Raw genomic sequence first — 25,873 nt, forward strand, 5'->3', positions numbered from 1 at the left:
CATCTCCGGCGCCGAGGTCGGCTGCCAGGGCGAGGTCGGCTCCGCCTGCTCCATGGCCGCCGGCGCCCTCGCCGAAGTCCTCGGCGGCTCCCCCGAGCAGGTCGAGAACGCCGCCGAGATCGGCATGGAACACAACCTCGGCCTCACCTGCGACCCCGTCGGCGGCCTCGTCCAGATCCCCTGTATCGAACGCAACGGCATGGCCGCGGTGAAGGCGGTCACCGCGGCCCGCATGGCGATGCGCGGCGACGGTTCGCACAAGGTGTCGCTGGACAAGGTCATCAAGACGATGAAGGAAACGGGCGCCGACATGAGCGTCAAGTACAAGGAGACGGCCCGGGGCGGGCTGGCGGTGAACATCATCGAATGCTGAAGCGAATGCCGAGAGGAACAGATGACTGGGTCGGTCAGTGCCGTCAGCAGTAACGGCACGTACTCCTTCACCAAGCCCAACCGCGCGAGCGTCACGCTGCTCGCCGGGCTCGGGGTGGAGGGCGATGTGCATGCCGGGGCCACGGTGAAGCATCGGTTCCGGATGGAGAAGGATCCCTCGCAGCCGAATCTGCGGCAGGTGCACCTCATCCACGAGGAGCTCTTCGAGGAGGTGCGGGCGGCCGGGTTCGAGGTGGCCGCCGGGCAGCTCGGCGAGAACGTGACCACCCGGGGGCTCGATCTGCTCGGTCTGCCCGTCGGGGCGCGACTGCGGCTCGGGGCCGAGGCCGTGGTCGAGGTGACCGGGCTGCGCAACCCCTGCGCCCAGATCGACGGCTTCCGGAAGGGGCTCATGAAGCAGGTCGTCGGGCGCGGCCCGGACGGCCGTCCGGCGTTCAGGTCCGGGATCATGAGCGTCGTGCTCAGCGGGGGCGTGGTGCGGCCCGGGGACTCGATCACCGTCGAGCTGCCGGACGGACCGCACCTGCCCCTCGCGATCGTCTGAACCCGGAACAGGACCCGGAAAAGGACCGGGACCGGGACCTCAGGAGCGGGACCCCAGGACCAGGACCCGGACCCGGACCGGGAGCCGGTCTAGCCGCGGAAGGTCGCGGGGCGTTCCGGGCTTGCCTCGGTCAGTGCCTTGGCGACCGCCTCCGCGCCGGCCTGCAGGCCGTAGACGGGGGTGTCGGGCTGCTGACGCCAGGAGTCGGCTATGCCGCCGGTGTCGACGGTGTCGAAGCCGAGCTCGTCGATCAGGGCGCGCACCTTCGCCTTCGCCGGCTCGTCGCCGGCGACCGGGAGCGCCATGCGGTCGGGGTCGCCGGCCGGGAGCGGACGGTCCAGGATGTCCTGGGCGTAGGTGCCGTTGAACGCCTTGACGACGGGGTGGCCGATCTGACGCTCCGTCCAGCCGCTCTCGGTGAGGCCCTCGTCCTCGATCCCCGCGATCCGGCCGTCGCGCTGCTGCGGGTAGTAGTTGTTGGTGTCGATGACGGCCACGTCGGCGGCCGCGCCGTCCAGGATGCCGGACGGCAGGTTCGGGACCGCCTTCACCGGGATCGTGATCACCACGACCTCCGCGCCCTTCGCCGCCTCCTCGACGGTGACGGGGGTCGCTCCCGTCTCCTCGGCGAGTTCCGTGAGCGTCTGCGGACCGCGGGAGTTCGCGACGGAGACGTCATGGCCGAGGGCGGTGAGCCGCCGGGTGAGGTTGCCGCCGATGTTGCCCGCGCCGATGATGCCGATCTTCATGACTGGCCCTGCCTTCCGGAGTGACACGTCGGATCCACCAGAGAATCAATGCGTGTGCATGCTTCCGAGCGGCGTCAACCGGAGTGGTTCGCCGGTTATTCCGGGGCGGCGACCGGATCCTCGAGTTCCGCAGTGAGCACGGCAGCATGCGGAAGGGGCGCCCCGCGGCTGCGGGGCGCCCCTTTTCCGCGCGCGTCACTTGCTCAGGTAGGCCCAGAACTCGTCGAACGAGAGAACCTTGTCCCCGTTGAGGTCACGGCTCTTGATGAGGACCTCGGCGACCGCCTCGGTGACGTTCCAGTCACCCTCCTGAGCGAGGGCGGTCTTGAACTCGGCCGCGGTGATGAAGCCGTCACCGTCCGTGTCGATCCGCTGGAACTGCTTGCGCGCTTCTTCGATGTCGGCCACCGATCCGCCCCTTTTTCTTTTTCTTGTCCTGCTGTCGTACTGACGCAGGTCAGATTAACCGGCCGCGCGAGCGGCGAGTGCGGCGACCGCCCACGCGAACTCCTCCTGGTAGGCCGGCTGCGGGCCGAGCCCCTGCACGACGGCCGACAACTCCCGGTAGCGCGCCACCTGTACGTTCGTCGCGGCGGTCAGCTTTTCCAGTACGGCGGCGGGGTCGGCGTCGCCGATCAGGCCCCGCACGACCTCCGCGGCCTCCGGGGCGTCGGGGGCGAGCCCCCTGCGCAGGGCGTCGCCGGCGAGCTGCACCAGCCGGCTGGTGAACCACAGGGAGGTGCCGGCCGGCGCCTCCGGCCCCCGGTCCGCCGCGTTGAACTCCACCGTGTGCCGCATCTGCGCCCGGAACGCCGGGTCCTGGATCAGCTCGGCCAGCTCCACCCAGGCGTCCACCTGCTCGGGGGTGGGGTCGTCCGGCAGGTCGGTCGCCGCGAACCGCAGCCGGGTGCGGATGTCGGGGTCGGCGGTGTCGAGGCCGTCGAAGATCTCCGTCATGAAGTCGTGGACGATCCGCGACCGCTCGGCCGCCGACAGTCGGGCCAGTCTGTTCATCAAGGTCGCCTCCTGTGCGCTCGCACCGCGTCGGGCCACCGACGACAGCACCGCACGGGTCACCCGCAGCGCTCTGATCTGCGCGTCCAGCGCGGTCACATGCGCCGCCGCGACCTCCGCGACCGTCCGTTCCCCGGCCAGCACCCGGCGCACGTCGGCCAGGCCCAGACCCAGCTCGCGCAGGGTGCGGATCAGCTCCAGCCGGGCGGCGGACTACCGGAAGATGCCCGTGTGGCCGAGGGAGTAGCGGCCGGGCTGGGGGTAGACGGCGAGGCCGTGCGGGCCGCTGCCGACCTTGATGCGGGCGAGCTGGCGGCCGGTGGCGGTGTCGATGGCGTACACCTCGGAGTTGTACCGCCCGGACAGCCACAGGACCTTGCCGTCCGCGGAGACGCCGCCCATGTCCGGGCTGCCGCCCTGCGGGAGTCGCCACTTCTTCGTGAGCCGATTCTCGTGGAAGTCGAAGACGGAGACGGTGCCCTCGCCGCGGTTGGAGATGTACATCTCGCGGGAGTCGCGACCGATGTACAGCCCGTGGCAGCCTTTGCCGGTGGGCAGGAACTCCGGCTCGCCGAACGTGTCGCCGTCGACGATCCACATCCCGTGGGCCATCATGTCCGCGACGTAGAACCGCTTCCCGTCGGGCGAGACCTTCACATCCTGCGGCATGGCGCCCTTGAAGGGCAGTCGCTGCTGTCCGACCACCTTCATCTGCTCGGTGTCGACCTTCAGCAGTTCACCGCTGAACTCGCAGGACACGATGAAGTACCTCCCGTCGAGCGAGAAGTCGGCGTGGTTGACGCCGTAGCAGGTGACCGGTTCGGTCTTGATCCGCTTCATGGTGTGCGGGTCGCGGAAGACGAGCTCGCGGTCGAGGGAGGCCATGACGATCGCGTACTTGCCGTTGGGCGTGAAGTAGAGGTTGTACGGGTCGTGCACCTCGACCGATCTGCCCGCCTTGCCGGTCTTCGGGTCGATGGGGGTGAGGGTGTGCCCGCGGTTGTTGTTGACCCACAGGGTCTTCAAGTCCCAGGAGGGGACGACGTGTTGGGGCTGGCGGCCGACATGGACGGTCTCGATCACCTGGTACGTCTTCGGGTCGATGACGGAGACGGTGTCGGACTCGGTGTTGGGGACGTACACCCGGGACGGGAAGTCCTTGACGACCGGGGAGAGCCTGTTCGGGCGGTCGGCTGCGTAGACGTCCTTCGGGTCCAGCACCGGCGGCATGCCGGGCAGTCCGTCGACGAGTGGTTTCACCGGCTTCTTCACGGGCGCCGGCGCCGCCGCCCGGGTGGCCTTGGCCGCGCCGTCCTCGCCCTCGGCGCCGCAGGCGGCGAGCAGGGCGAGGGCGACGGCGGCCGGGAGGGCGCATTTCGCGAGGTTTCGGTGCATCAGCCGATCAGCTCCGTGGTGGTGACCGCGTGCAGTCCGCGGCGGGCGAGTTCGTCCAGGACGGCCGGAAGCGCGGCGACCGTGTCCGCGTACCCAAAGTGCAGGCTCACGACGGACCCGCCCCGGACCTGGCCGAGGACGTTGCGGGCGACGGCGGGAGCGCCGGGCGAGGTGAAGTCGAGGGAGTCGACGTCGTAGGAGAGGACGTGCGGGTAGCCGGCGCGGCGGGCCAGCGCCTCGACGAGCGGCGAGGCGCGGACGGCCCGGGAGGGGCGGAACCAGGTGCCGATGGACCCGGTGAGCCTGCGCAGCCGCTCGGCGCACCCGGCGATCTCGGCCGCCGCGTCCGGCTCCGACATGGCGTTGACGTCCAGGTGCCGCTGGGTGTGGTTGCCGAGGTCGTGACCGCCGTCCAGGATCCGGCGGGCGAGGTCGGGGTGTTCGTCGAGCCAACTCCCGACCGCCAGGACGGTGACCCGTGCCCCGTGCCGCTCGGCTTCACCGAGCAGGGCCCGGGCGACGGCGGGTTCCCCCTGCCCGTGGAAGGTGAGCGCGACCCGGGGACGGTCCCGGGGGCCATGGGCGATCTGGGCGGGCTGCCGGGGAAAGGTGCGGGGGCCGGGGGCCGCACCGGCGGAGGGGGCTGTGCTCGCGGGGGCGCGGGGGGCGACGGCACCCGAGGGACTCCCGAGGGGCGAGCACGCGGCGGCACACGCACCCCCGGCGACGAGCCCGGCGCCCGCCCGCAGCAGATAACGACGGTCGGATGTGGTCACTTGCACCATTTAAGGGGCTAAATGGTGCAATTCCGGCGATTGACCCACCCTTACAGTCCGTCCGGCGCTTGAGGACGAGGCCGTCAGGCCGAAGCGGGGGTCTGGGGGCGGCAGCCCCCAGGGACGGGACACCGGCACCGGGTGCCTGAGAAGCGACCCGGACCGACCCCGCGGCCGCGCCTACCGGTCGGCGACCCTCATCTCGAACCAGGTCGTCTTGCCCCGGGGCAGCAGGTCCACGCCCCAGCGGTCGGACAGCTTGTCGACCAGGAACAGACCGCGGCCGCTGACGTCCAGTTCCTGGACCGGCATCAGACAGGGAAGGCCGCGGGAGGGGTCGCGGACCTCGACGCGGATCCAGCCGCGGCGGCGGCGCATCCGGAGACCGAAGACGCGGGCGCCGGTGTGCCGTACGGCGTTGCCGACGAGTTCGGAGACGAGAAGGACCGCGTCCTCCGTCATCTTGGGGGTCAGTCCCCACTGCCTCAGGACGACGACCTGGGCCAGTCGGCGGGCCGTCGCGGCGGACTCGGGGCGGGACGGCAGCGGAACCTCGCCCTCCGTCGGATTGCCGAACAACTCCAGCGCCTTGAGCGCCCGTTCGTCCTCGACCGCAGGCGACCAGCGCGCCGCGGTCGCACGGCCCGGCCCCCGCGGCTGTTCGATGCCCTCCAGCCCCGCCATGCCCCCATCATGGCCGCCCAGCACGCCCTCCGGGGCCGTTCCGACGGAATACGCCCCCCGGAATCGACCGTTCCGGATGATGCGATCGGCATATGCCAGCGGCAGCACAAAGCCTGACAAACCCGCGTCGACCTGCAGCAACGGCTCACCCACCGGCAATCCACAGGCTCCCTCGACAAGGCAGGCTTAAGGTCGCCTTAAGGTTTCGATAAACCGCCCCATCGAGGGACCAGGGTGGGACCCGGGTGAGACATCCCGTCAATTGCAAGTGATTCCGGGCAGTTTGAAGGAGACGTCACTCACAGCGGGCGCTCACAGGAACTTGGCCTTGCCCGGCCCTTCCTCCACGAAACTGCGCATGCCGATCTCGCGGTCGGCGGTCGCGAACAGGCCCGCGAACCAGCTGCGTTCGACCGCCAGGCCGGTGTCGAGATCCGTCTCCAGGCCGGTGTCGATCGACTCCTTCGCGGCGCGCAGAGCGAGCGCCGGACCCTGCGCCAGCTTCGCCGCCCAGGCATGCGCCTCGGTGTACACGTCGGCGGCCGGGACGACCCGGTCCACCAGACCCAGGGTCAGCGCCTCGTCGGCCTTCACCATCCGGCCCGTGAAGATGAGGTCCTTGGCCTTGGAGGGGCCGATCAGCCGGGCCAGCCGCTGGGTGCCGCCGGCGCCGGGGATCAGCCCGAGCAGGATCTCCGGCTGGCCCAGCTTGGCGTTGTCCCCGGCGATGCGGAAGTCCGCGCACAGCGCGAGCTCGCAGCCGCCGCCCAGCGCGTATCCGGTGACGGCCGCGACGACCGGCTTGGGGATCCGGGCCACGGCCGTGAAGGAGTCCTGCAGGGCGCGGGCGCGCAGGACCATCGCGGTGTGGTCCATCTCCTGCATCTCCTTGATGTCCGCGCCCGCCGCGAACGCCTTCTCACCGCCGTACACGACGACCGCGCGGACGTCGTCCCGCCGGGTCGCCTCCTCGGCGAGCTCCTTGAGACGGTCCTGCGTGGCGACGTCCAGCGCGTTCATGGGCGGGCGGTCGAGACGGAGCGTGCCGACGCCTTCGGCGACTTCGAGATTCACGGTCATGCCAGCAGGTTAACGGCGACTAACGACGGCGGGCCCGGTGCCGTGTGTCACAGCGCCGGGCCCGTCGTCAGGGGACTGCTCGTCAGGGGGCTGCTACTTCTTCCACTCCGCCCAGGGGATGTTCCAGCCGTTGAGGCCGTTGGCCGGGTCGACCGTCGGGTCGGTGGAGTTCTTCACGGTCACGACGTCGCCGACCATCGAGTGGTTGAAGAACCACGCGGCGGCGATGGAGCTGTCGTAGCCGCCGCGCACGTCCCGCAGGCCGATGCAGCCGTGGCTGGCGTTGTAGTTGCCGAAGGCGTCGCCGCCCCAGTAGTTGCCGTGCACGAAGGTGCCGGAGTTGGTCAGCCGCATGGCGTGCGGGACGTCCTTGATGTCGTACTCGCCGTCGTAGCCGACCGTGTCGCCGTTCATCCGGGTCACGGTGAACTTCTCGCTGATGACCATCTGGCCGTTCCAGGTCGCGTAGCCGGGCTTGCCGGTGGTGACCGGGATGGTCTTGACGACCTTGCCCTCCTGCATGACCTTCATCGTGTGCTTCTTGGCGTCCACCACGGACACCTGGTCGCGGCCGATGGTGAAGGACACGGTCTTGGACTGCTCGCCGTAGACGCCCTTGCGGCCCTCGACTCCGTCGAGGTTCAGCGAGACCGTCACCTTGGTGCCGGCCTTCCAGTACTTCTCGGGACGGAAGTCCAGGCGGTCGTTGCCGAACCAGTGGCCCTCGACCTCGACGGCCGGCACGGTCTTGATCGTGATGGCCTTCTCGACGTCGGCCGGCTTGGTGATGCCACGCGTGAAGTTCACCGAGAACGGCATGCCTACGCCGACGGTGGAGCCGTCCTCGGGCGTGAAGTTGCCGATGAAGGTGTTCTTCGGGCTCAGCGTGGTGAAGGAGGAGTCCTCGGCGGCCGTCCGGCCCGCGGAGTCCTTGGCGACCGCGTGCACCTGGTACGCGGTGGACGCGGCCAGGTGCGTGGCGGGCGTCCAGCCGGCGCCGTCGGCCGAGATCGCGCCGTCGATCTTCTTGCCCTTGGCGTCCTTGACGGTGACCTCGGTCAGCTTGCCCTTGGCCGCGCTGACCTTCAGGGCGCCGCTGGTGTCCACGTCCTTGGCGCCGGTCTTCGGGGCGATGGTGACGACCGCCTCCGACTGCTTGCTCTCGGCGGCGGCGGAAGCGCCCTTGTCGCCGTCGTCCTTGGCGGTGGACCCGGAGTCCGAGTCCCCGCCTCCGCCGCACGCCGTGACGGCCAGCAGCAGCCCTCCGACGATCAGCGCCAACCGCTTGTCACGGCCGCGCGAGCGCCCCCCAACCGACGCCCCCGATATCGGTCGCACGTTCAAAGTCGTTCTCCCCACTCCCCCGGGCCCTCCCCGGGCCCGCAGCGACGCGTCACCCGCGTTCGCCGCATATTAACCACATGGTCAGCGGCCCCGGCGGGCCAAGATTGTCACCGTTCGGTCCCAAGTAGGACCGTGAATGCGGGGGGAAGGTTGCATGCGGGGCGGGGTCAGTTCACGGCGCTTCCGGCGAGCCACTCCTGCCAGCTCATGTTCCAGCCGCCGAGCCCGTTGTCGGGGGCGACGACCTTGTCCTTGCTGTGGACGACCTCGACGACGTCCCCGACGAGACTGCGGTCGAAGAACCAGCCCGCGGGCGTCTCCGCCCCGCCCCCCTTGACGTCCCGGAGGCCGACGCAGCCGTGGCTGACGTTGGCGTTGCCGAAGACGTCCTCCGCCCAGTAGTTGCCGTGCAGGAAGGTGCCGGAGCTGGTCAGGCGCATGGCGTGCGGGACGTCCGGAATGTCGTACTCGCCCTTGCCGTCGGCCTTCTTGAAGCCGACCGTGGCGCCGTTCATCCGGGTCAGCTCCAGCATCTCGGTCACCACCATCTTGCCGTTGTACGTGGTGTTCTTCGGCGCCCCGGCGGTGATCGGCACGGTGGCCAGCAGTTCGCCGTCGCGGCGCACCTGCATGGTGTGCTTCGCCGCGTCCACCAGGGACACCTGGCTGCGGCCGACGGTGAACGAGAACGACTTCTGCTGCAGCCCGTACACGCCGGGCGCCCCTGCGACGTCCCGCAGCCCGAGCGCGACCGTGACCCGGGTGCCGGGCTTCCAGTACTCCTCGGGGCGGAAGTCGAGCCGGGTGTTCCCGAACCAGTGGGGCCGGATGTCCGCCGCCGGTTCGGCGGTGACCCGCACGGCGCGTTCGACGGCCGCGCGGTCGTCGATCTCCCGGTTGAACTCCAGCGAGACGATCATCCCGGTGCCGACGGTGGCACGGTTCTCGGGGGTGACGTAGCCGATGAAGCGCTCCTTGGGGACGTAGGTGGTGAACGTGGTGTGGCGGGCCGAGCGGTTGCCCTCGCCGTCCAGCGCCACGACGTCCACGGTGTAGCGGGCGGCGAGCCCGAGCCGTTCGTCGTCCGGCTGCCAGCTCAGACCGTCCGCGGCGATCCGGCCCGGGACGACGGCCTCCCGGGCGTCCTGCGACCGGACGACCTTCACCGACTCCAGCCGCCCGTCGGGCACCCGCACCCGCAACTCCTCCCCGGGCTGCACGCCCTTGGCGCCGTCCGCCGGGGCGACCCGGATGACGTCCTCGGGGGCCGGGGGTCTGCCGACCATCCGGTCGAGCCCGCTGCGGCTGTCGCCGCCGGTGCAGCCCGCGGCCCCAGCCAGTAGTCCTGCCCATGTCATTACGGCGGCCAGTGCGACCCCCGCGCGCCGTGCGCGCCCTTGTACGTGCCTCACGGCGTACCCAACGATCGGGCACGCTCCGGGGAAACGTGAGTGCGACGGCCGCTCTGGGCAGAAAAGGGGGGAGGACGACGCGACGAGGGGCCGCGGCGGGACACCGCGCGCTCTTTCCCCACGTCGTTCCATGAGCCGCGGGAGGCGAGCCGGTGTCCAGCGCAGCCGAGCAGGAGGCGGTGGCGGCAGAACGCGCCACGCCGGACATCGTCGTGAACGGTGCGCCGCGCAAGGTGCCGGGACCGCCCGTGCGGCCGGGTGCGTCCACTCCGTTGGGCGCCCGGTTCCGGGTCGGCCCGGACGGGGTCGCGGGCACCAACTTCGCGCTGTGGGCGGGCGGGGCGGAGTCCGTCGAGCTCTGTCTGTTCGACGAGGCGGGGCGGGAGACACGGGCCCGGCTGACCGAGCTCACGCACGAGATCTGGCACGGCTTCGTGCCCGGGGTCATGCCGGGCCAGCGCTACGGCTACCGCGTGCACGGCCGCTGGGACCCGTGGACCGGGGGCCGCTGGAACCCGGCGAAGCTGCTCCTGGACCCCTACGCCCGCGCGGTGGACGGCGAGTTCGGCCTGCCCCCGGAGGTGTACGGGCATGTCCGCGACTGGCCCCAGCAGCAGGTCGCCGACACCGTCCGCGACGAACGCGACTCGGCGCCCTACGTCCCGAAGGGCATCGTCGTGCACGATGACGACGACTGGGCCGACGACCGCCGGCCGAAGACCCCGTGGGCGGACTCGGTGATCTACGAGCTGCACGTCCGCGGCTTCACCCGGCTGCACCCCGGGATTCCGGAGGAACTGCGCGGCACCTACGCCGGCCTGGCGCACCCGGCGGCGATCGAGCACCTGGTGCGGCTGGGCGTCACGGCGGTGGAGCTGCTGCCCGTCCACCAGTTCGCGCACGAGGACCATCTGCTGCGCCGCGGTCTGAAGAACTACTGGGGCTACAACTCGATCGGCTACTTCGCCCCGCACGCCGCGTACGCCGCCGCCGGGACGACCGGTCAGCAGGTCGGCGAGTTCAAACGGATGGTGCGGGCGCTGCACGCGGCAGGCATCGAGGTCGTCCTGGACGTCGTCTACAACCACACGGCGGAGGCGGGCGAGCTCGGCCCGACCCTCTCCCTGAAGGGCATCGACAACCGCGGCTACTACCGCCTCCAGTCCGACGCCCGCCGGTACGCGGACTACACGGGCTGCGGGAACACCCTGCACGTGGTCCAGCCGCATGTGCTGCGGCTGATCACCGACTCGCTGCGCTACTGGGTGACGGAGATGGGCGTCGACGGCTTCCGCTTCGACCTGGCGGCGGCCCTGGCCCGCTCCATGCACGACGTCGACATGCTCTCCCCGTTCCTGGCGGTGATCGCGCAGGACCCGGTACTGCGCCGGGTCAAGCTGATCGCGGAGCCGTGGGACGTGGGCTCGGGCGGCTACCAGGTGGGCGCCTTCCCACCCCTGTGGACGGAGTGGAACGACCGCTACCGCGACACGGTCCGCGACTTCTGGCGGCACGCGCTGCCGGACGTCCGGGAGATGGGCTACCGGCTGTCGGGCTCCAGCGACCTGTACGCGTGGGGCGGACGGCGGCCGTACGCGTCCGTCAACTTCGTCACCGCGCACGACGGTTTCACCCTGCGCGACCTGGTGTCCTACGAGCGCAAGCACAACGAGGCCAACGGCGAGGGCAACCGGGACGGCACGAACGACAACCGTTCCTGGAACGGCGGGGTCGAGGGCCGGACCTCCGACGAACGCGTCCTGGCGCTACGGCGCCGCCAGTTGAGGAACCTGCTGACGACCCTGCTGCTGTCGACGGGCGTGCCGATGCTGGTCGCCGGCGACGAACTCGGGCGCACACAGGGCGGCAACAACAACGCCTACTGCCAGGACAACGAGATCAGCTGGGTGGACTGGAGTCTGCTGGAGGACCCGGGCTGGAAGGCCCTGTACGAGCTCACCTCCCGCCTGATCGCGCTGCGCCACCGCCACCCGGTCCTGCGGCGCCGGGCGTTCTTCTCCGGGCGGGCGCACTCGGCGGACGGGCTGCGGGACCTGGCCTGGTTCACGCCTCGGGGCACGGAGATGACGGAGGGCGACTGGTACGCGCCCGCGGCGACGCTGGGGATGTACCTGTCCGGGCGGGACATTCCCGGCCGGGACGAGCGGGGCGCGCCGATCACCGACGACAGCTTCCTCGCGGTGCTGCACGCGGGGCACGCGCCGGTGGACTTCGTCCTGCCGGGGCCGCCGTGGGCGGAGCGGTACGAGGTGGTCGTGGACACGTCGAGGGAGGAGCAGGGGGAGGCGCCGGGACTGACGCACCCCGCGGGGGCGGCGGTGCGGGTGCCGGGTCGGGCGGTGCTGTTGCTGCGTGTGGTGGAGTGACGGTCCCGGGAAGCCGGCCCCTGAATTTCCGCGAAAAACGCAGGTCGTAGGACCGACGTCGGATGCCGATCGGGCCAAAACTCGGTGGGCGATGTCAGTGCCGATCCGTAGGCTCGCCCGTGATGCCGACGACACGTGAGAACACCGAGGACCGGTCCGCGGTGCGGACACTGCTGCGCCTGTGGCCGTACGTACGCCCCGCGCGGGCGCGGCTCTTCGCGGCCGCCTCCGTCGCGGTCCTCGCCTCCTGTACGGGTCTGGTGATCCCGCTCGTCCTGAAGTGGATGGTGGACGGGCCGGTCGCCGACCGGGACCGCGCCGGGGTGTGGCTGGGCGCCCTCTGTCTGCTGCTGCTCGGGTTCGCCGAGGCCCTTCTGTTCGGGGCGAGACGCTGGCTGGTGGCGCGCCCGCTGTCACACGTCGAGGCGGAGATGCGGGCCGCTCTGTACCAGCGGCTGCAGCGGCTGCCGGTGGCGTTCCACGACCGCTGGCCGTCGGGTCAGCTGCTGTCCAGGGCGACCGCGGACCTGGGTCTGGTGCGGATGTTCCTCGCCTTCCCGCTGACGTTCCTGCTGGTCAACAGCGTGACCATCGTCATCGGTGTGATCATCATGCTGCTCCAGGACTGGACGCTCGGCGTGGTGATCCTGGGGCCCGCGATCCCGGTCATGGTGATGTGCGTGGTCTTCGAGCACCGGTACGCGGTCGTGGCGCGGCGCGCGCAGGACCAGGTCGGCGATCTGACGACGGTCGTCGAGGAGAGCGTCCTCGGGATCCGCATCATCAAGGGCTTCGGCCGGCACCGCAGCCAGGCGCAGGCCTTCCGGGAGATCTCGAAGTCGCTGCGCGGCACGGAGCTGTCCAAGGCGCGTCTCCTCGCCACGATCTGGGCCGTGATCGTGACGCTGCCGGAGCTCGCGATCGGGGCGGCGCTGGTGCTGGGCGCGATGCAGGTCGCGGACGGGGAGCTGTCCGCGGGCACGCTGGTCGCCTTCCTGTCGACGGCGCTCGCACTGCGCTGGCCGGTGGACTCGATCGGCTTCCTGCTCGCGATGAGCCAGGAGGCGGCCACGGCGACCGAGCGCTACTTCGAGGTGATGGACGAGGAACCCGAGAGCGAGAAAGCAGAGAACAGGGAAGCCGAGAACGGGGAACAGGCCAGGGACAGGGACGGGGACGGGGACGGGGACAGCGTTGTCGGGGCGGACGCGGCGGTCGGCGCCGGACTCCGGTTCGACGGCGTCGTCTTCCGCTACCCGGACGCCGATCCCGCCTCCCCGCCCACCCTGAACCACGTCGACCTGCACATCCGGCCGGGTGAGTCGATGGCCCTGGTCGGGGCCACCGGCAGCGGGAAGACGACGCTCACCGCGCTCGTCCCCCGGCTGCACGAGGCGACCTCGGGCCGGATCACCCTCGACGGCACGGACGTCACCGCGATGTCCCGTTCCGAGCTGCGCTCGAAGGTCGCCGTCGCCTTCGAGGAACCCACCCTGTTCTCGGCGAGCGTCGGGGAGAACGTCCTGATGGGCACCGACGCGGAAGACGCCGGCCGCGACGAGCTGGACCGGGCCCTCGCCGTCGCCCAGGCCGACTTCGTGCACGCCCTGCCGCAGGGCGCCGACACCCAGGTCGGCGAACAGGGGCTCAGCCTCTCCGGCGGCCAGCGGCAGCGCCTCGCGCTGGCCAGAGCCGTGGTCGGACGGCCCCGGTTCCTCGTCCTCGACGACCCGCTCTCCGCGCTGGACGTGCACACCGAGGCCGCCGTGGAGGCCGCCCTGCGCCAGGTCCTCGCCGACACGACCGCGCTGATCGTCGCCCACCGCCCCTCCACCGTGCTGCTCGCCGACCGGGTGGCTCTGCTGTCCGGCGGCCGGATCACCGCCGTGGGCACCCACCAGGAACTGCTGCGCGGCAACCCCGAGTACGCCCACCTCATGTCCGGAACCGGCCGCCAGGAGGACGACCGATGACCACCACCCCCACGACCTCCTCCCCCACGGACGACCCGACGAGCGACCCCGCCACCGACCCCGCCACCGACCCCGCCTCCGGCTCCGGCTCGGAGGACCGACCGGAGGAGCCGCGTCCGTCGGCCGTCGAGGACCCCTTCGACAAGGACGTCCTGCCGACGCCGCCCGGCGCCACCGGCACGCTGCTGCGCTCCCTGCTCGCCCCCATGAAGGCCCGGGTCGCCCTCACCACCGTCCTGCTGCTGCTCCAGCAGGCGGCGGTGCAGGCCGGCCCGCTGCTGGTGGCGTACACCATCGACCGCGCCGTACCGGCCTTCCGGGCCGACGACCACGGGCCGCTGATCGCGGCCGGCGCCGGCTATCTGCTGTGCGCGCTGGTCTCCGGCGGCCTGCAGTACGCGTTCCTGGTCGCCGCCGCCCGCGTCAACCAGGACGTGCTGCTCGATCTGCGCGGCCGGATCTTCCGCCATGCGCAGGCGCTCAGCATCGACTTCCACGAGCGCTACACCTCGGGCCGGCTCATCTCCCGCTCCACCAACGACGTGGAGGCCCTGCGCGAGCTCCTCAACGAGGGTCTGCAGGAGCTCGTGACGGTCGTGCTGTCCTTCGCGTTCATCTCCGCGATGCTGCTCTGGCTGGACCTGGGCCTGGGCGCCGTCGCCGTGGTCTCCTTCGTGCCGCTGTACCTCCTCGTGCGGGTCTACCGGCGGCGCGCCGGGCGGGTGTTCACCGCGCGGTCGACCGCGATCGCGGCCGTGATCGTGAAGTTCGTGGAGACGATGAACGGCATCCGCCCGGTGCGCGCGTTCCGCCGCGAGGCCGTCAACGACGCCGACTTCCGGGTCCTCAACCGGCGGCACGAACGCAGGAACGGCGACGCGCTGCTGGAGATGGCCCGCTATGTCGTCGGGTCGCGGCTGGTCGCCAACACGGCGGTCGCGGGGATCGTGCTGTGGGGCGCCTCCCGGGTGGCGGACGGCACGCTGGAGCTGGGCGTGCTGGCGGCGGCGGTGCTGTATCTGCGGCGGCTGTACGACCCGATCGACCGGCTCGCCATGTTCCTCAACTCCTACCAGTCGGCGGCCGCCTCCCTGGAGAAGATCGCGGGGCTGCTGGCCCAGACGCCCACCGTTCCGGAGCCGGCCAAGCCGCGCGAACTCCCGCCGCTTGAAGGCGAGTCGCCGGGCCGCGAGGTCGTCTTCGACGGGGTCTCCTTCGGCTACCGCACGGGCGGCGAGGTCCTCCCCGGCTTCGATCTCACGCTGCCCGCCGGACAGACGGTCGCCGTCGTCGGCTCCACCGGCGCCGGCAAGTCCACGCTGGCCAAGCTGCTCGCCCGGTTCTACGACCCCTCCGCGGGCCGGGTGCTGCTGGCCGGCGTCGATCTGCGCGAGCTGCCGGTGCCCGAGCTGCGGCGCGGGGTGGTCATGGTGACGCAGGAGGCGTTCCTGTTCTCCGGCACGGTCGCCGAGAACATCGCCATCGGGCGGCCGGACGCGAGCCGGGAGGAGATCGAGCGCGCGGCGAAGGCCATCGGCGCGCACGAGTTCATCAGCGCCCTGCCCGACGGCTACGACACCGACGTGCGCAAGCGCGGCGGCCGTATCTCCGCGGGCCAGCGTCAACTGGTCGCGTTCGCACGGGCGTTGCTCGCCGACCCGGCGGTGCTGATCCTCGACGAGGCGACCAGTTCGCTGGACGTCCCCGGCGAGCGGGCCGTGCAGGCGGCGATGGCGACGGTGCTGAAGGGCCGTACCGCGGTGGTGATCGCGCACCGGCTGTCGACCGTGGAGATCGCGGACCGGGTGCTCGTCATGGAGCACGGCCGGATCGTCGAGGACGGCAGTCCGGCCGAGCTGATCGCGGGCACCGGCCGGTTCGCGGATCTGCACCGGGCGTGGCGGGACAGCCTCGCGTGAGGCGCGGGGACGCCGCGGTCGACGTGCAGGGGGATCCCGGCGTCCCGGACTGCCGCAACGGCTGGGCCTATCTGGCCTGGCTGGTGCGCTGCCAGCCGTGGCGGGGAGTGGCCGGGGCGGTGCTGGCCAGCGTCTGGATGGTGCTGATGGCGATGTCGCCGTATCTGCTGTCGAAGGCGGTGGACGAGGGTCTGGAGCCCGGTGACACGGCCGCGCTGGTCGGCTGGACGGCCGCGCTGACGGTCGTCGGGGCGGCCAACTCCTGGGTGAGCATCATGCGGCACCGCACGATGACACGGCTGCGGATGGACGCGTACTTCCGCACGATCAAGGTGACCGTCGGGCAGGCGGTGCGGCTGGGGGACGCGCTGCCGCGCCGGACGGGCGCCGGGGAGGTCGTCACCATCGGCGTGGGCGATGTGCACACCATCGCGCAGGCGCTGACGGTGATCGGGCCCGGCGTGGGCTCGGTCGTCGTGTACGTGTTCGTCGCCGGGCTGCTGCTGGCCGTCTCACCGCTGCTGGCGGCCGTCGTCCTGCTCGGGATGCCGGTGGTCGCCGTGCTCGTCGGGCCGCTGATGTCACGGCTGCGCGGGGCGGAGGGCGAGTACCGGGAGCGGCAGGGGATGCTCACGGCGCGGATCGGGGATCTCGCGGGCGGGCTGCGGGTGCTCAACGGGCTGGGCGGCAAGAGCCTGTTCGCGGACGGGTTCCGGCGGGACTCGGGGCGGCTGCGGGAGCAGGGCTACCGGGTGGGCTCGTCCGCCAGCTGGCTCCAGTCGCTGGGGGTGGGGCTGCCGAGGCTGTTCCTCGCCGCGGTGACCTGGCTCGCGGTCCGCGAGGCCGTCCAGGGGAAGCTGACGGTCGGCGAGCTGGTGTCGGTGTACGGCTATGTCGCGGTGCTGGTGGGCCCGGTGGCGTTCCTCGTCGACATGGGCTACGAGCTCAGCCGGGGCCTCGTCGCCGCCGACCGGGTCGTACGGCTGCTGCGGCTCGAACCCGATCCGGACAGCGGGACGGCCGAGGCGCCGGCCGAGGCCGCGGTGCTGCACGACCCGGGCTCGGGCGTGCGGGTCCGGCCGGGCCGGCTGACCGCGCTGGTCGGGGCGCGCGCCCCCGAGCTGACGGCCCTGGTGGACCGGCTCGGCCGGCTGGGCCCGACGGACGTCTCCTGGGGCGGGGTCCGGCTCGACGCGATCCCGCTCGCCCAGGTGCGGGCCAGGATCCTGGTCGCGGACAACGAGGCCGACCTGTTCGCCGGGCCGCTGCGCGAGGTGGTGGGCGGACGCGGCGACCCCGGCCCGGAGCGACTGCGGGCGGCGGTGCGGGCGGCGGCGGCCGACGACATCGTGCAGGGGCTCGCGGAGGGGCTCGACGCGCCGGTGACCGCACAGGGCCGCAGTCTGTCCGGCGGTCAGCGGCAGCGGGTCCGGCTGGTGCGGGCGCTGCTCGCCGACCCGGAGGTGCTGCTGGCCGTGGAGCCGACGTCGGCGCTGGACGCGCACACGGAGGCGGCGGTGGCCGAGCGGCTGCGGGCGGCCCGCTCGGGCCGGACGACGGTCGTCACGACGACGTCCCCGCTCGTCCTCGATCACGCGGACACGGTGCTCTACCTGGTCGACGGGAAGCTCGCGGCCACCGGGCGCCATCGCGAGCTGCTGGAACGGGAGCCGGGATACCGGGCATTGGTGGCGCGGGACGCCGAGAACGCCGAGGAGGTCGCACGGTGACGGCCGACGGAAGGCGGCTGCCCGTCGCCGGGCCCGCCGAGGTGCGGCGGGCCGCGGGCAGACTGGTGCGGGCCGACGGACGAGCGGTGGTCGGGGTGCTGCTGCTCAACGTGCTGGCCGCCGCCTCGGGGCTGGCCGGGCCCTGGCTGCTGGGCCGGATCATCGACGAGGTGCGCGCCGGGCGCGGGATCGGGGTGGTGGACCGGCTGGCCGCGGCGATCGCCCTGTGCGCGCTCGCTCAGCTGCTCCTGGTCCGCTGGGCACGCTACGCGGGGCACCGGTTCGGGGAGCGGACGCTGGCCCGGGTGCGGGAGGAGTACGTCGACCGGGCGCTGGCGCTGCCCGCGTCGGTCGTGGAGCGGGCCGGCACCGGCGATCTGACCACCCGCGGCACCGCGGATGTGGCGGCCGTCGGCACGACCCTGCGCGACGCCGGGCCGGAGCTGCTGGTCTGCTCCGTGCAGGCGCTGTTCACGCTTGCCGCGGTGTTCTTGGTCGACCCGCTGCTCGGCGCGGTCGGGGTGCTGGGGCTGACCCCGATCTGGTGCGCGCTGCGCTGGTATCTGCGCCGGGCCCGCTCGGCCTATCTCGACCAGAGCGCGGCGGACTCGGAGGTCGCCGAGTCGCTCGCCTCGACGGCCGCCGGGGCCCGGACCGTCGACGCGTTCCGGCTGGCGAAGCGACGGACGACGGCGAGCCGGGACGCGCTGACGACGGCCCGCCGCACCCGCTTCCACACGCTGTATCTGCGGACGGTGTTCTTCCCGGTCGTCGAGGTGTCGTACTCGTTGCCGGTGGCGGGCGTGCTGCTGCTCGGCGGTGTGCTGCACGGGCGGGGCATGGTGAGCCTCGGGGCGGTGGTGGCGTCGGCGCTGTATCTGCGGCAGCTCACCGAGCCGCTCGACGAGATCCTGATCCGCGTCGAGCAACTCCAGTCCAGCAGTGCCTCGTTCGCCCGGGTCGAGGGGCTGGCGCAGGCACCGCGGGCGGTCACCGAGGCGTCCCCCGTCCCGGCGGACGACCGGATCGACGTGACCGGCGTGCGGTACTCCTACGAGCGGGGCGGCGAGGTGCTGCGCGGGGTCGATCTGACCGTGCGGCCCGGGGAGCGGCTCGCGGTCGTCGGCCCGTCCGGCGCGGGCAAGACCACGCTGAGCAGGCTGCTGGCGGGGGTGGACGCGCCGAGCGCGGGCACGGTGACGGTGGGCGGGGTGCCGGTCGCGGACCTCGCGCCCGAGACGCTGCGCCGGCAGGTCGTGCTGGTCACCCAGGAGCACCACGTCTTCCTCGGCACGGTCCGCGACAACCTGCTGATCGCCGAACCGGCCGCGGACGACGAGAAGTTGTGGGCGGCGCTGGCCGCGGTGGGCGCCGCGGACTGGGTCCGGGAGCTGCCCGGCGGCCTCGACGCCGTGCTGGGCGGGGACGGTTGCCGTACGGACGGCTCGCAGGCCCAGCAACTCGCCCTGGCCCGGGTGGTGCTGGCGGACCCGCACACGCTGATCCTGGACGAGGCGACCGCCCTGCTGGACCCGATGACCGCCCGGCACACCGAACGCGCCCTGGCGGCCGTGCTGCGGGGCCGTACGGTCATCGCGATCGCCCACCGGCTGCACACCGCCCACGACGCGGATCGCGTCGCGGTGATGGAGGACGGCCTGCTCACCGAACTCGGCACGCACGAGGCACTGGTGACGGGCGAGGGCGCGTACGCGGCACTGTGGCGGACCTGGCACGGAGACCAGCCGGCCGACGGCCGGTAGACCACCTGGTCCGTATCCGGTAACCCCTTTGGTCCGTATATCGAACATGAACTCCCGGACAACGGACCGTTTCCGGCCAACTTTCTGACGCGGTCCTGACAGACAGCGCAATCCACTGCCACTCTTCCCACTGCTGGTTCACAGCAACCCCACAGCCCCCGGCTGCGGCGGGGGGCCGCTCCACGTACCGCCTTTGTTCTGCGTACCGCCTTTGTCGTGCCCGTACGGCCCACCCGCCGTCGGGTCTCCCCTGGCCGTGTGATCCGCGGCCGCGCAGAAGGAGTCAGTGTTGAGCAGCAGTTCCTCTCACAGACGCACCCCCCACACCCCCACCCGTCGCGCTGCGGCCGTCGCCCTCGTGGGCGTCTCCGCGCTCATCGCCGCCGCCGTGCAGTCCGGCGCCGCGACCGCCGCCCCGGTCAAGGCGCCGTCGGCCGTCGGCCAGGTGCTCCCGGGCGCCGAGTCGGTCCAGCTCAGCCCCGCCCAGCGCGCCGAGCTGATACGCGCGGCCGACGCCGGCAAGACGGCGACCGCCAAGGAGCTCGGCCTGGGCGCCAAGGAGAAGCTGGTCGTCCGGGACGTCCTGAAGGACGGCGACGGCACCGTCCACACCCGCTACGAGCGCACCTACGACGGGCTGCCCGTCCTCGGCGGCGACCTGGTCGTCGAGTCCACGAAGGCCGACGCGACCGAGGCCGTCGTCAAGGCCACGGGCGCGAAGATCGCGCCGGCCACCACCGCGGCCGCCGTGCCCGCCGCCAAGGCCGAGGCGCAGGCGCTGTCCGCGGCGAAGGCGGAGGACGCCAAGAGCCCCGACGTCAACCGGGCGCCGCGCAAGGTGATCTGGGCCGCGAGCGGCACCCCGACCCTGGCGTACGAGACGGTCGTCGGCGGGTTCCAGCACGACGGCACCCCGCAGGAGCTGCACGTCGTCACGGACGCCACCACGGGCGCGAAGCTGTTCGAGTGGGAGGCGATCGAGACCGGCACCGGCAACACGGTGTACAGCGGCCAGGTCGCGCTGACCACCACCCAGTCCGGCTCGACGTACAACCTCACCGACGGCGCGCGCGGCGGCCACAAGACGTACAACCTCAACCGCGGCACGTCCGGCACCGGCACGCTCTTCTCCGGCGCCGACGACATCTGGGGCAACGGCGCCGCGTCGAACCTGGAGTCGGCCGCCGCCGACGCCCACTACGGCGCCCAGCTGACCTGGGACTACTACAAGAACGTGCACGGCCGTTCGGGCATCCGCGGCGACGGCGTCGGCGCGTACTCCCGCGTCCACTACGGCAGCAACTACGTGAACGCGTTCTGGTCCGACAGCTGCTTCTGCATGACGTACGGCGACGGCTCGGGCAACGCCAACCCGCTGACGTCGATCGACGTGGCCGCGCACGAGATGACCCACGGGCTCACCTCCAACACCGCGGGGCTCAACTACAGCGGCGAGTCCGGCGGTCTGAACGAGGCGACCTCCGACATCTTCGGCTCGACCGTCGAGTTCTACGCCAACAACTCCTCCGACGTCGGTGACTACCTCATCGGCGAGGAGATCAACATCAACGGCGACGGCACCCCGCTGCGCTACATGGACAAGCCGAGCAAGGACGGCTCGTCCAAGGACAGCTGGTACTCCGGCATCGGCTCGATCGACGTGCACTACTCCTCCGGGCCGGCGAACCACTTCTTCTACCTCCTGTCGGAGGGCAGCGGCACCAAGACCATCAACGGTGTCACCTACAACTCGGCCACCTCGGACGGTCTGCCGGTCACCGGCATCGGCCGCGACAAGGCGGAGAAGATCTGGTTCCGCGCGCTGACCACGAAGTTCACCTCGACGACCAACTACGCGGCCGCCCGCACCGGCACGCTCGCGGCGACGGGTGAGCTGTACGGCACGACGAGCGCCGAGTACACGGCCGTGCAGAACGCGTGGGCGGCCATCGCGGTCGGCTCGCGGCCCGGCGGCGGGGGCGGCGGCACGGTGTTCGAGAACACCGCCGACGTATCGATTCCGGACAACGGGGCGGCGGTCACCTCGTCGATCACCGTCTCCGGACGGACGGGCAACGCGCCGGCGAGCCTCCCGGTGGCGGTGGACATCACCCACACCTACATCGGTGACCTTCAGGTGCAGCTGGTCGCGCCCGACGGCACGGCGTACACGCTGAAGGCGTACAGCACCGGTGGCAGCACGGACAACATCAACACCACGTACACGGTGAACGCCTCCTCCGAAGTCGCCAACGGCGTCTGGCAGTTGCGGGTCCAGGACAACGCGGCCCAGGACACCGGCCGCATCAACGGCTGGAGCCTCACCTTCCCGTAGGCGGCACACGCTCGGGCTGACAGTCGCATGGGGGCGCCGCCCCGGAGGTTCTTCCCCTCCGGGACGGCGTCCCCTTTTTGCCAGCCCCTTACCTACGGCCTGTTGGCCTTTTACCCAGGTCAACTCCGTTTACATTCCAGCAATGTTCATCTGGGCGTCCATTTTCAGCCAACATCACTTCGGGGTCCTGACATGTACGCGACCTGATGCGAGGCTTCCTCACACCCGCCGCACAACTTCACAGCCGTCACGGACAGCAGCCCCACGCCGTCCGGACCCCCCACATTTCAAGGAGCTTGTGTGACCTCCCTCTACGCGCGTCACAAGCGCACCACCCTGGCCATCGCCACCGCCGTCGCGGCCGGAGCGCTGGTCACCACCGGCCTGACCACCGGTACCGCCGCCGCCCAGACCCCCGCGGAGTCGAGTGGCTCGTCGACCCCGCTCGGCGCGCCGATCCAGCTGTCGCCCGCCGCCCGCACCACGCTGATCGCGCAGGAGCAGGCCGACGCGCCCGAGACCGCCCAGTCGATAGGCCTCGGCGCGCAGGAGAAGCTCGTCGTCAAGGACGTCGTGAAGGACGCCGACGGCACCGTCCACACGCGCTACGAGCGCACCTACGCGGGCCTGCCGGTCCTCGGCGGCGACCTGGTCGTCCACGAGTCCGCGACCGGTGCCGCCAAGGGCGTCACCAAGGCCAACTCGGCGACCATCAAGGTCGCCACGCTGACCCCGAAGGTCACCTCCGCCAAGGCCGAGACCCAGGCGCTGACCGCCGCCAAGGCCGCCGGCTCCGAGGCCACCGCCGCCGACCAGACCCCCCGCAAGGTCGTCTGGGCCGGCAACGGCACGCCCGTCCTCGCCTACGAGACGATCGTCGGCGGCCTCCAGGACGACGGCACCCCGAGCGAGCTGCACGTCATCACCGACGCGGCCACCGGCAAGAAGCTCTACGAGTACCAGGGCATCGAGACCGGCACCGGCAAGAGCCTCTACTCGGGCACGGTCACCCTGGGCACGACCCTCTCGGGCTCGACGTACCAGCTGACGGACGGCACCCGCGGCAGCCACAAGACGTACAACAAGGCGCACGCCTCGACCACCTCCGCGGGCACCCTGTTCACCGACGCGGACGACACCTGGGGCACCGGCGCGGCCTCCAGCTCCACCACGGACCAGACCGCCGCCGTCGACGCCGCCTACGGCGCGCAGACCACCTGGGACTTCTACAAGTCCACGTTCGGCCGCAGCGGCATCAAGAACAACGGCGTGGCCGCCTACTCCCGCGTCCACTACGGCAACGCGTACGTCAACGCGTTCTGGGACGACAGCTGCTTCTGCATGACGTACGGCGACGGCTCGGGCAACACCCACCCGCTGACCTCGCTGGACGTGGCCGGCCACGAGATGAGCCACGGCGTCACCTCCAACACCGCGGGCCTGAACTACTCGGGCGAGTCCGGCGGCCTCAACGAGGCGACCTCCGACATCTTCGGCACCGGCGTGGAGTTCTACGCGAACAACGCGTCGGACAAGGGCGACTACCTCATCGGCGAGAAGATCGACATCAACGGCGACGGCACCCCGCTGCGCTACATGGACCAGCCCAGCAAGGACGGCGGCTCCGCCAACTACTGGTCCTCGTCGGTCGGCAACCTCGACGTGCACTACTCGTCGGGCGTCGCGAACCACTTCTTCTACCTCCTCTCGGAGGGCAGCGGCTCCAAGACGATCAACGGCGTGACCTACAACTCGCCCACGTCCAACGGCTCCACGGTCACCGGCATCGGCCGCGACAAGGCGCTGCAGATCTGGTACAAGGCGCTGACGACGTACTTCACGTCGACGACCAACTACAAGGCGGCCCGCACCGGCACCCTGTCGGCGGCCTCCGCCCTGTACGGCGGCACCTCCAGCACCGAGTACAAGGCGGTCGCGGCGGCCTGGTCCGCCGTCAACGTCAGCTGACGCTGTCGTAGCTGAGACTCAGGGCGGCACCCGGGACGAAGGCATCCCCGGGTGCCGCCCTACGCTTGGCTCCCATGTCTGCCAAGGCCTTCACGTACGACGACGTCGGCGCCACCCGCGACCGTCCCGGCTTCTGCCCGCCCGGCTTCCACGCCCTCCATGTGCGCACCCGCCTCGGCGAGGGCCACGACGTCTTCCGCCGCGCCGCCGAAGCCGTCCTGACCTGGGAGATGCACCGCGCACTGGGGGTGGGCATCGACGCGAGCGCGGACCGGGCGGCCCCCGACGTCGACGTCACGGTCACCCTGGCCGGCATAGTCAAGGCCCCCTGCCGAGTCGTCTGGACGGTGAACGAACACCGCCGGGCCGGCTGGGCGTACGGCACCCTCCCCGGCCACCCCGAGTCCGGCGAGGAGGCCTTCGTCGTCGACCGCACCGGCGACGGCACGGTCTGGCTGACGGTCTCCGCGTTCAGCCGCGGCGCAAAGTGGTACGCAAGGGCCGGCGGCCCCGCAACCCGAGCGATGCAACAGGCGTACGCCCGGCGGTGCGGGGTGGTGCTGCGGGGGTTGAGCGAGGGCGACAAGTCGTAACGGGAAGCGGGGTAGCGGGCGGGCCGGTCGGCCCTCCGGCCCTCAGGCGGCGTGCGGCGCCCTCCGCCGCCCGCCCACCTCGAACCACAGCAGCTTCCCGCCCCCGCGACCCAGCGGCCAGCCTCCCCACCAGTCCGCGTACTCCTGCACGAGATACAGCCCGCGCCCGCCCTCACCGTCGACCGGAGCGGGCGGGAGCCGATCGCCAGGAGGCTCGGCGAAGGGCGCGGGAATGTACGGATGACCGTCCCAGACACCGACCCGAAGCCGCCCGCCTCCCGGGGCGGTGAGCCGGAGCGAGGCGGGCCCGTCGGTATGCCGGTAGACGTTGGCCACCATCTCGGACGTCAACAACTCGACGACGTCCAGCACTTCACGCATCCCGTGCCCGGTGAGGGCCGCCCGCACGGTCATACGTGCGACACGTGCGGCTCTGGGGTCATGCGGCAGCCGGAGGGCGTACGTCCAGGTGTCGGGCGGAGCTACGGTGACCATGACGACCTCCGGAAGGAAGCAGGGGGGAGAGAAAGGGGACTTGGACGACTCGCTCACGTCCGCGCCGAGCGGTGGCATTGCCTGGCGGTGCGCTTCCGGCTTAGGGGTGCGGGGTGTTGAGCGGCTCGCGCTGAACAACGTAGCGTCACGATGGAAGTTATTCCATTGAGTCTGCGAAGATCTGTCAATCATCACCCGTGTAGGTGACCTGCTGCTGAAGGCCCGCACCCAGAGAGAAGCGAACCGCCATGCCACCCGCCCCCACCGCGACCTTGCGCCAGCAGCGCCTCGGAGCCGAGCTGCGCAAGCTCCGCGAACGCGCCGGACTCACCTCGACTGCGGCTGCCGCACTTCTCGGAGGGCCGCAGGCCCGGATCAGCAACATCGAGGCGGGGCGGTACGCCGTGAGCGCCGAGCGCGTCCGTACGCTCGCGCGCATCTACAGCTGCGCAGACGAGGCCTACGTCGACGCTCTGGCCGCGATGACAGGCGGCCGCAAGCGGGGCTGGTGGGAGGAGTACCGGGACAACCTCCCGTCCGGTCTGCTCGACCTCGCGGAACTGGAGCACCACGCCACGGCGTTGCGAGTGTCCGTGACGGTCCACATGCCAGGACTCCTGCAGACGCCCGAACACGCCCGCGCCACCATGCGCGAGGCGGTCCCGCCCCTGCGCGCGTACGAAATCGAGCACCGCGTCTCGTACCGGGTGAAGCGCCAGTCCGTACTGTTCGAGGGCACCCCGACGCCCTACGCCGCCGTCGTTCACGAGGCAGCCCTGCGTATGGGTTTCGGCGGCCCGGACATCGCCCGCGCCCAGCTCGACCACCTAGTGGAGATGAGCGAGCAGCCCACGATCACCGTCCTGGTGATCCCCTTCGGCCAGACCGGCTTCCCCGCCTCGGGCCAGCCCATCACCGTGGCCGACGGACCCGTGCCCCAGCTCGACACCGTGGTGCTGGACACCGACCACGGTTGCGAGTTCCTCGACGCGGAAGCCCAGTTGGACCGCTATCGCTCCGTCCTGGACCGCATGGAATCCCGCGCTCTCCCTGAAACGAAGTCCCGCGACCTCATCCACCGCATCTCCAGCGACCTCTGAGGAGCCCCGCCATGACCGACCTCACCTGGCAGAAGTCCACCTACAGCGCCGAGGCCGCGAACTGCGTCAACATCGCCGCCGGCCCCACGGGCACGCTCCACCTCCGGGAGAGCGACGAGCCGGAGACGGTACTGACGACGACCCCGGCCCGCTTGCAGGCTCTGATACGCGGCCTCAAAGAAGTTCAGGTCCGGGACTCCACACCGCAGCCCTGACGCT

General features: G+C 71.4%; 21 protein-coding genes and 1 pseudogene. 12 read left to right on the forward strand and 10 right to left on the reverse strand.

The genetic code is table 11. The annotated features are described in order from the left end of the window. Together ACWD4O_RS44865 and ACWD4O_RS44870 are read left to right on the forward strand one after the other, a co-directional pair. On the forward strand, nucleotides 1-373 hold a 373-nt coding region (locus tag ACWD4O_RS44865; protein WP_451288840.1), incomplete at its 5' end, for an L-serine ammonia-lyase, iron-sulfur-dependent, subunit alpha. Between the two features lie 21 nt (nucleotides 374-394). Further along, the gene (locus ACWD4O_RS44870; protein WP_451288841.1) at nucleotides 395-937 is read left to right on the forward strand and encodes an MOSC domain-containing protein; all 543 of its coding nucleotides are present in this window, start codon (nucleotides 395-397) and stop codon (nucleotides 935-937) included. 89 nt (nucleotides 938-1,026) lie between these two features. On the opposite strand, the gene ACWD4O_RS44875 is transcribed toward ACWD4O_RS44870, so the two are convergent. The 9 genes and pseudogenes from ACWD4O_RS44875 to ACWD4O_RS44915 form a co-directional block, all read right to left on the reverse strand. Then, entirely contained in the window at nucleotides 1,027-1,686 is a 660-nt protein-coding gene (locus tag ACWD4O_RS44875; RefSeq protein ID WP_451288843.1) for an NADPH-dependent F420 reductase, read from the reverse strand. 195 nt (nucleotides 1,687-1,881) lie between these two features. After that, nucleotides 1,882-2,094: an EF-hand domain-containing protein gene (locus ACWD4O_RS44880; protein ID WP_351916439.1), complete on the reverse strand. Its 213-nt coding sequence runs from the start codon at nucleotides 2,092-2,094 to the stop codon at nucleotides 1,882-1,884. Nucleotides 2,095-2,148: 54 nt separating this feature from the next. Further along, nucleotides 2,149-2,913 (reverse strand): annotated as a pseudogene (locus ACWD4O_RS44885) (helix-turn-helix domain-containing protein); the annotation flags it as partial. Further along, the gene (locus ACWD4O_RS44890; RefSeq protein ID WP_451288845.1) at nucleotides 2,914-4,095 is read right to left on the reverse strand and encodes a YncE family protein; all 1,182 of its coding nucleotides are present in this window, start codon (nucleotides 4,093-4,095) and stop codon (nucleotides 2,914-2,916) included. Continuing rightward, nucleotides 4,095-4,871: a polysaccharide deacetylase family protein gene (locus ACWD4O_RS44895; RefSeq protein ID WP_451288847.1), complete on the reverse strand. Its 777-nt coding sequence runs from the start codon at nucleotides 4,869-4,871 to the stop codon at nucleotides 4,095-4,097. Before ACWD4O_RS44895 ends, ACWD4O_RS44890 begins: the two co-directional genes overlap by 1 nt. 180 nt (nucleotides 4,872-5,051) lie before the next feature. Continuing rightward, nucleotides 5,052-5,555: an ATP-binding protein gene (locus tag ACWD4O_RS44900; protein WP_351916431.1), complete on the reverse strand. Its 504-nt coding sequence runs from the start codon at nucleotides 5,553-5,555 to the stop codon at nucleotides 5,052-5,054. A gap of 312 nt (nucleotides 5,556-5,867) precedes the next feature. After that, the gene (locus ACWD4O_RS44905; protein ID WP_451288848.1) at nucleotides 5,868-6,635 is read right to left on the reverse strand and encodes an enoyl-CoA hydratase/isomerase family protein; all 768 of its coding nucleotides are present in this window, start codon (nucleotides 6,633-6,635) and stop codon (nucleotides 5,868-5,870) included. Nucleotides 6,636-6,728: 93 nt separating this feature from the next. Next, nucleotides 6,729-7,979 (reverse strand): L,D-transpeptidase, encoded by a 1,251-nt coding sequence (locus ACWD4O_RS44910; RefSeq protein WP_358809086.1) that lies wholly within the window; start codon nucleotides 7,977-7,979, stop codon nucleotides 6,729-6,731. A gap of 167 nt (nucleotides 7,980-8,146) precedes the next feature. Further along, the gene (locus ACWD4O_RS44915) at nucleotides 8,147-9,391 is read right to left on the reverse strand and encodes a L,D-transpeptidase (RefSeq protein ID WP_451288850.1); all 1,245 of its coding nucleotides are present in this window, start codon (nucleotides 9,389-9,391) and stop codon (nucleotides 8,147-8,149) included. Nucleotides 9,392-9,543: 152 nt separating this feature from the next. Between ACWD4O_RS44915 and glgX the strand changes: the two genes are divergently transcribed. The 8 genes from glgX (at nucleotide 9,544) to ACWD4O_RS44955 (ending at nucleotide 24,059) form a co-directional block, all read left to right on the forward strand. Then, on the forward strand, nucleotides 9,544-11,778 hold the full coding sequence (gene glgX / locus ACWD4O_RS44920; RefSeq protein WP_451288851.1) for a glycogen debranching protein GlgX: 2,235 nt from the start codon (nucleotides 9,544-9,546) through the stop codon (nucleotides 11,776-11,778). A 122-nt stretch (nucleotides 11,779-11,900) separates the two neighbouring features. Beyond that, nucleotides 11,901-13,751, forward strand: coding sequence for an ABC transporter ATP-binding protein (locus ACWD4O_RS44925; protein ID WP_451288852.1), 1,851 nt, complete (start codon nucleotides 11,901-11,903; stop codon nucleotides 13,749-13,751). After that, nucleotides 13,748-15,670 carry an ABC transporter ATP-binding protein gene (locus tag ACWD4O_RS44930; protein ID WP_451288853.1) on the forward strand — a complete coding sequence of 641 codons (1,923 nt, stop codon included), beginning with the start codon at nucleotides 13,748-13,750 and terminating at the stop codon, nucleotides 15,668-15,670. Before ACWD4O_RS44925 ends, ACWD4O_RS44930 begins: the two co-directional genes overlap by 4 nt. After that, nucleotides 15,667-17,400 (forward strand): ABC transporter transmembrane domain-containing protein, encoded by a 1,734-nt coding sequence (locus tag ACWD4O_RS44935; RefSeq protein ID WP_451288854.1) that lies wholly within the window; start codon nucleotides 15,667-15,669, stop codon nucleotides 17,398-17,400. The genes ACWD4O_RS44930 and ACWD4O_RS44935 overlap by 4 nt, the downstream gene beginning before the upstream one ends. Beyond that, a complete protein-coding gene (locus ACWD4O_RS44940) occupies nucleotides 17,397-19,163 on the forward strand; it encodes an ABC transporter ATP-binding protein (protein ID WP_451288856.1) in 1,767 nt (588 codons plus the stop codon). Before ACWD4O_RS44935 ends, ACWD4O_RS44940 begins: the two co-directional genes overlap by 4 nt. Before the next feature lie 289 nt (nucleotides 19,164-19,452). Continuing rightward, complete coding sequence (locus ACWD4O_RS44945; RefSeq protein WP_451288858.1) at nucleotides 19,453-21,498, forward strand: M4 family metallopeptidase; 2,046 nt, start codon at nucleotides 19,453-19,455, stop codon at nucleotides 21,496-21,498. Between the two features lie 300 nt (nucleotides 21,499-21,798). Beyond that, entirely contained in the window at nucleotides 21,799-23,466 is a 1,668-nt protein-coding gene (locus tag ACWD4O_RS44950; protein ID WP_451288860.1) for a M4 family metallopeptidase, read from the forward strand. 74 nt (nucleotides 23,467-23,540) lie between these two features. Further along, nucleotides 23,541-24,059 carry a DUF1990 domain-containing protein gene (locus ACWD4O_RS44955; protein WP_451288861.1) on the forward strand — a complete coding sequence of 173 codons (519 nt, stop codon included), beginning with the start codon at nucleotides 23,541-23,543 and terminating at the stop codon, nucleotides 24,057-24,059. Nucleotides 24,060-24,101: 42 nt separating this feature from the next. On the opposite strand, the gene ACWD4O_RS44960 is transcribed toward ACWD4O_RS44955, so the two are convergent. Next, nucleotides 24,102-24,554, reverse strand: a complete 453-nt coding sequence (locus ACWD4O_RS44960; RefSeq protein WP_451288862.1) for an ATP-binding protein — start codon at nucleotides 24,552-24,554, stop codon at nucleotides 24,102-24,104. A 248-nt stretch (nucleotides 24,555-24,802) separates the two neighbouring features. On the opposite strand from ACWD4O_RS44960, the gene ACWD4O_RS44965 reads away from it, so the two are divergent. Continuing rightward, the gene (locus ACWD4O_RS44965; RefSeq protein WP_451288863.1) at nucleotides 24,803-25,654 is read left to right on the forward strand and encodes a helix-turn-helix domain-containing protein; all 852 of its coding nucleotides are present in this window, start codon (nucleotides 24,803-24,805) and stop codon (nucleotides 25,652-25,654) included. Nucleotides 25,655-25,665: 11 nt separating this feature from the next. Next, nucleotides 25,666-25,869, forward strand: coding sequence for a DUF397 domain-containing protein (locus ACWD4O_RS44970; protein ID WP_451288864.1), 204 nt, complete (start codon nucleotides 25,666-25,668; stop codon nucleotides 25,867-25,869). The last annotated feature ends 4 nt before the right edge of the window (nucleotides 25,870-25,873 follow it).

It is taken from the genome of Streptomyces sp. NPDC002623 (genome assembly GCF_053592635.1).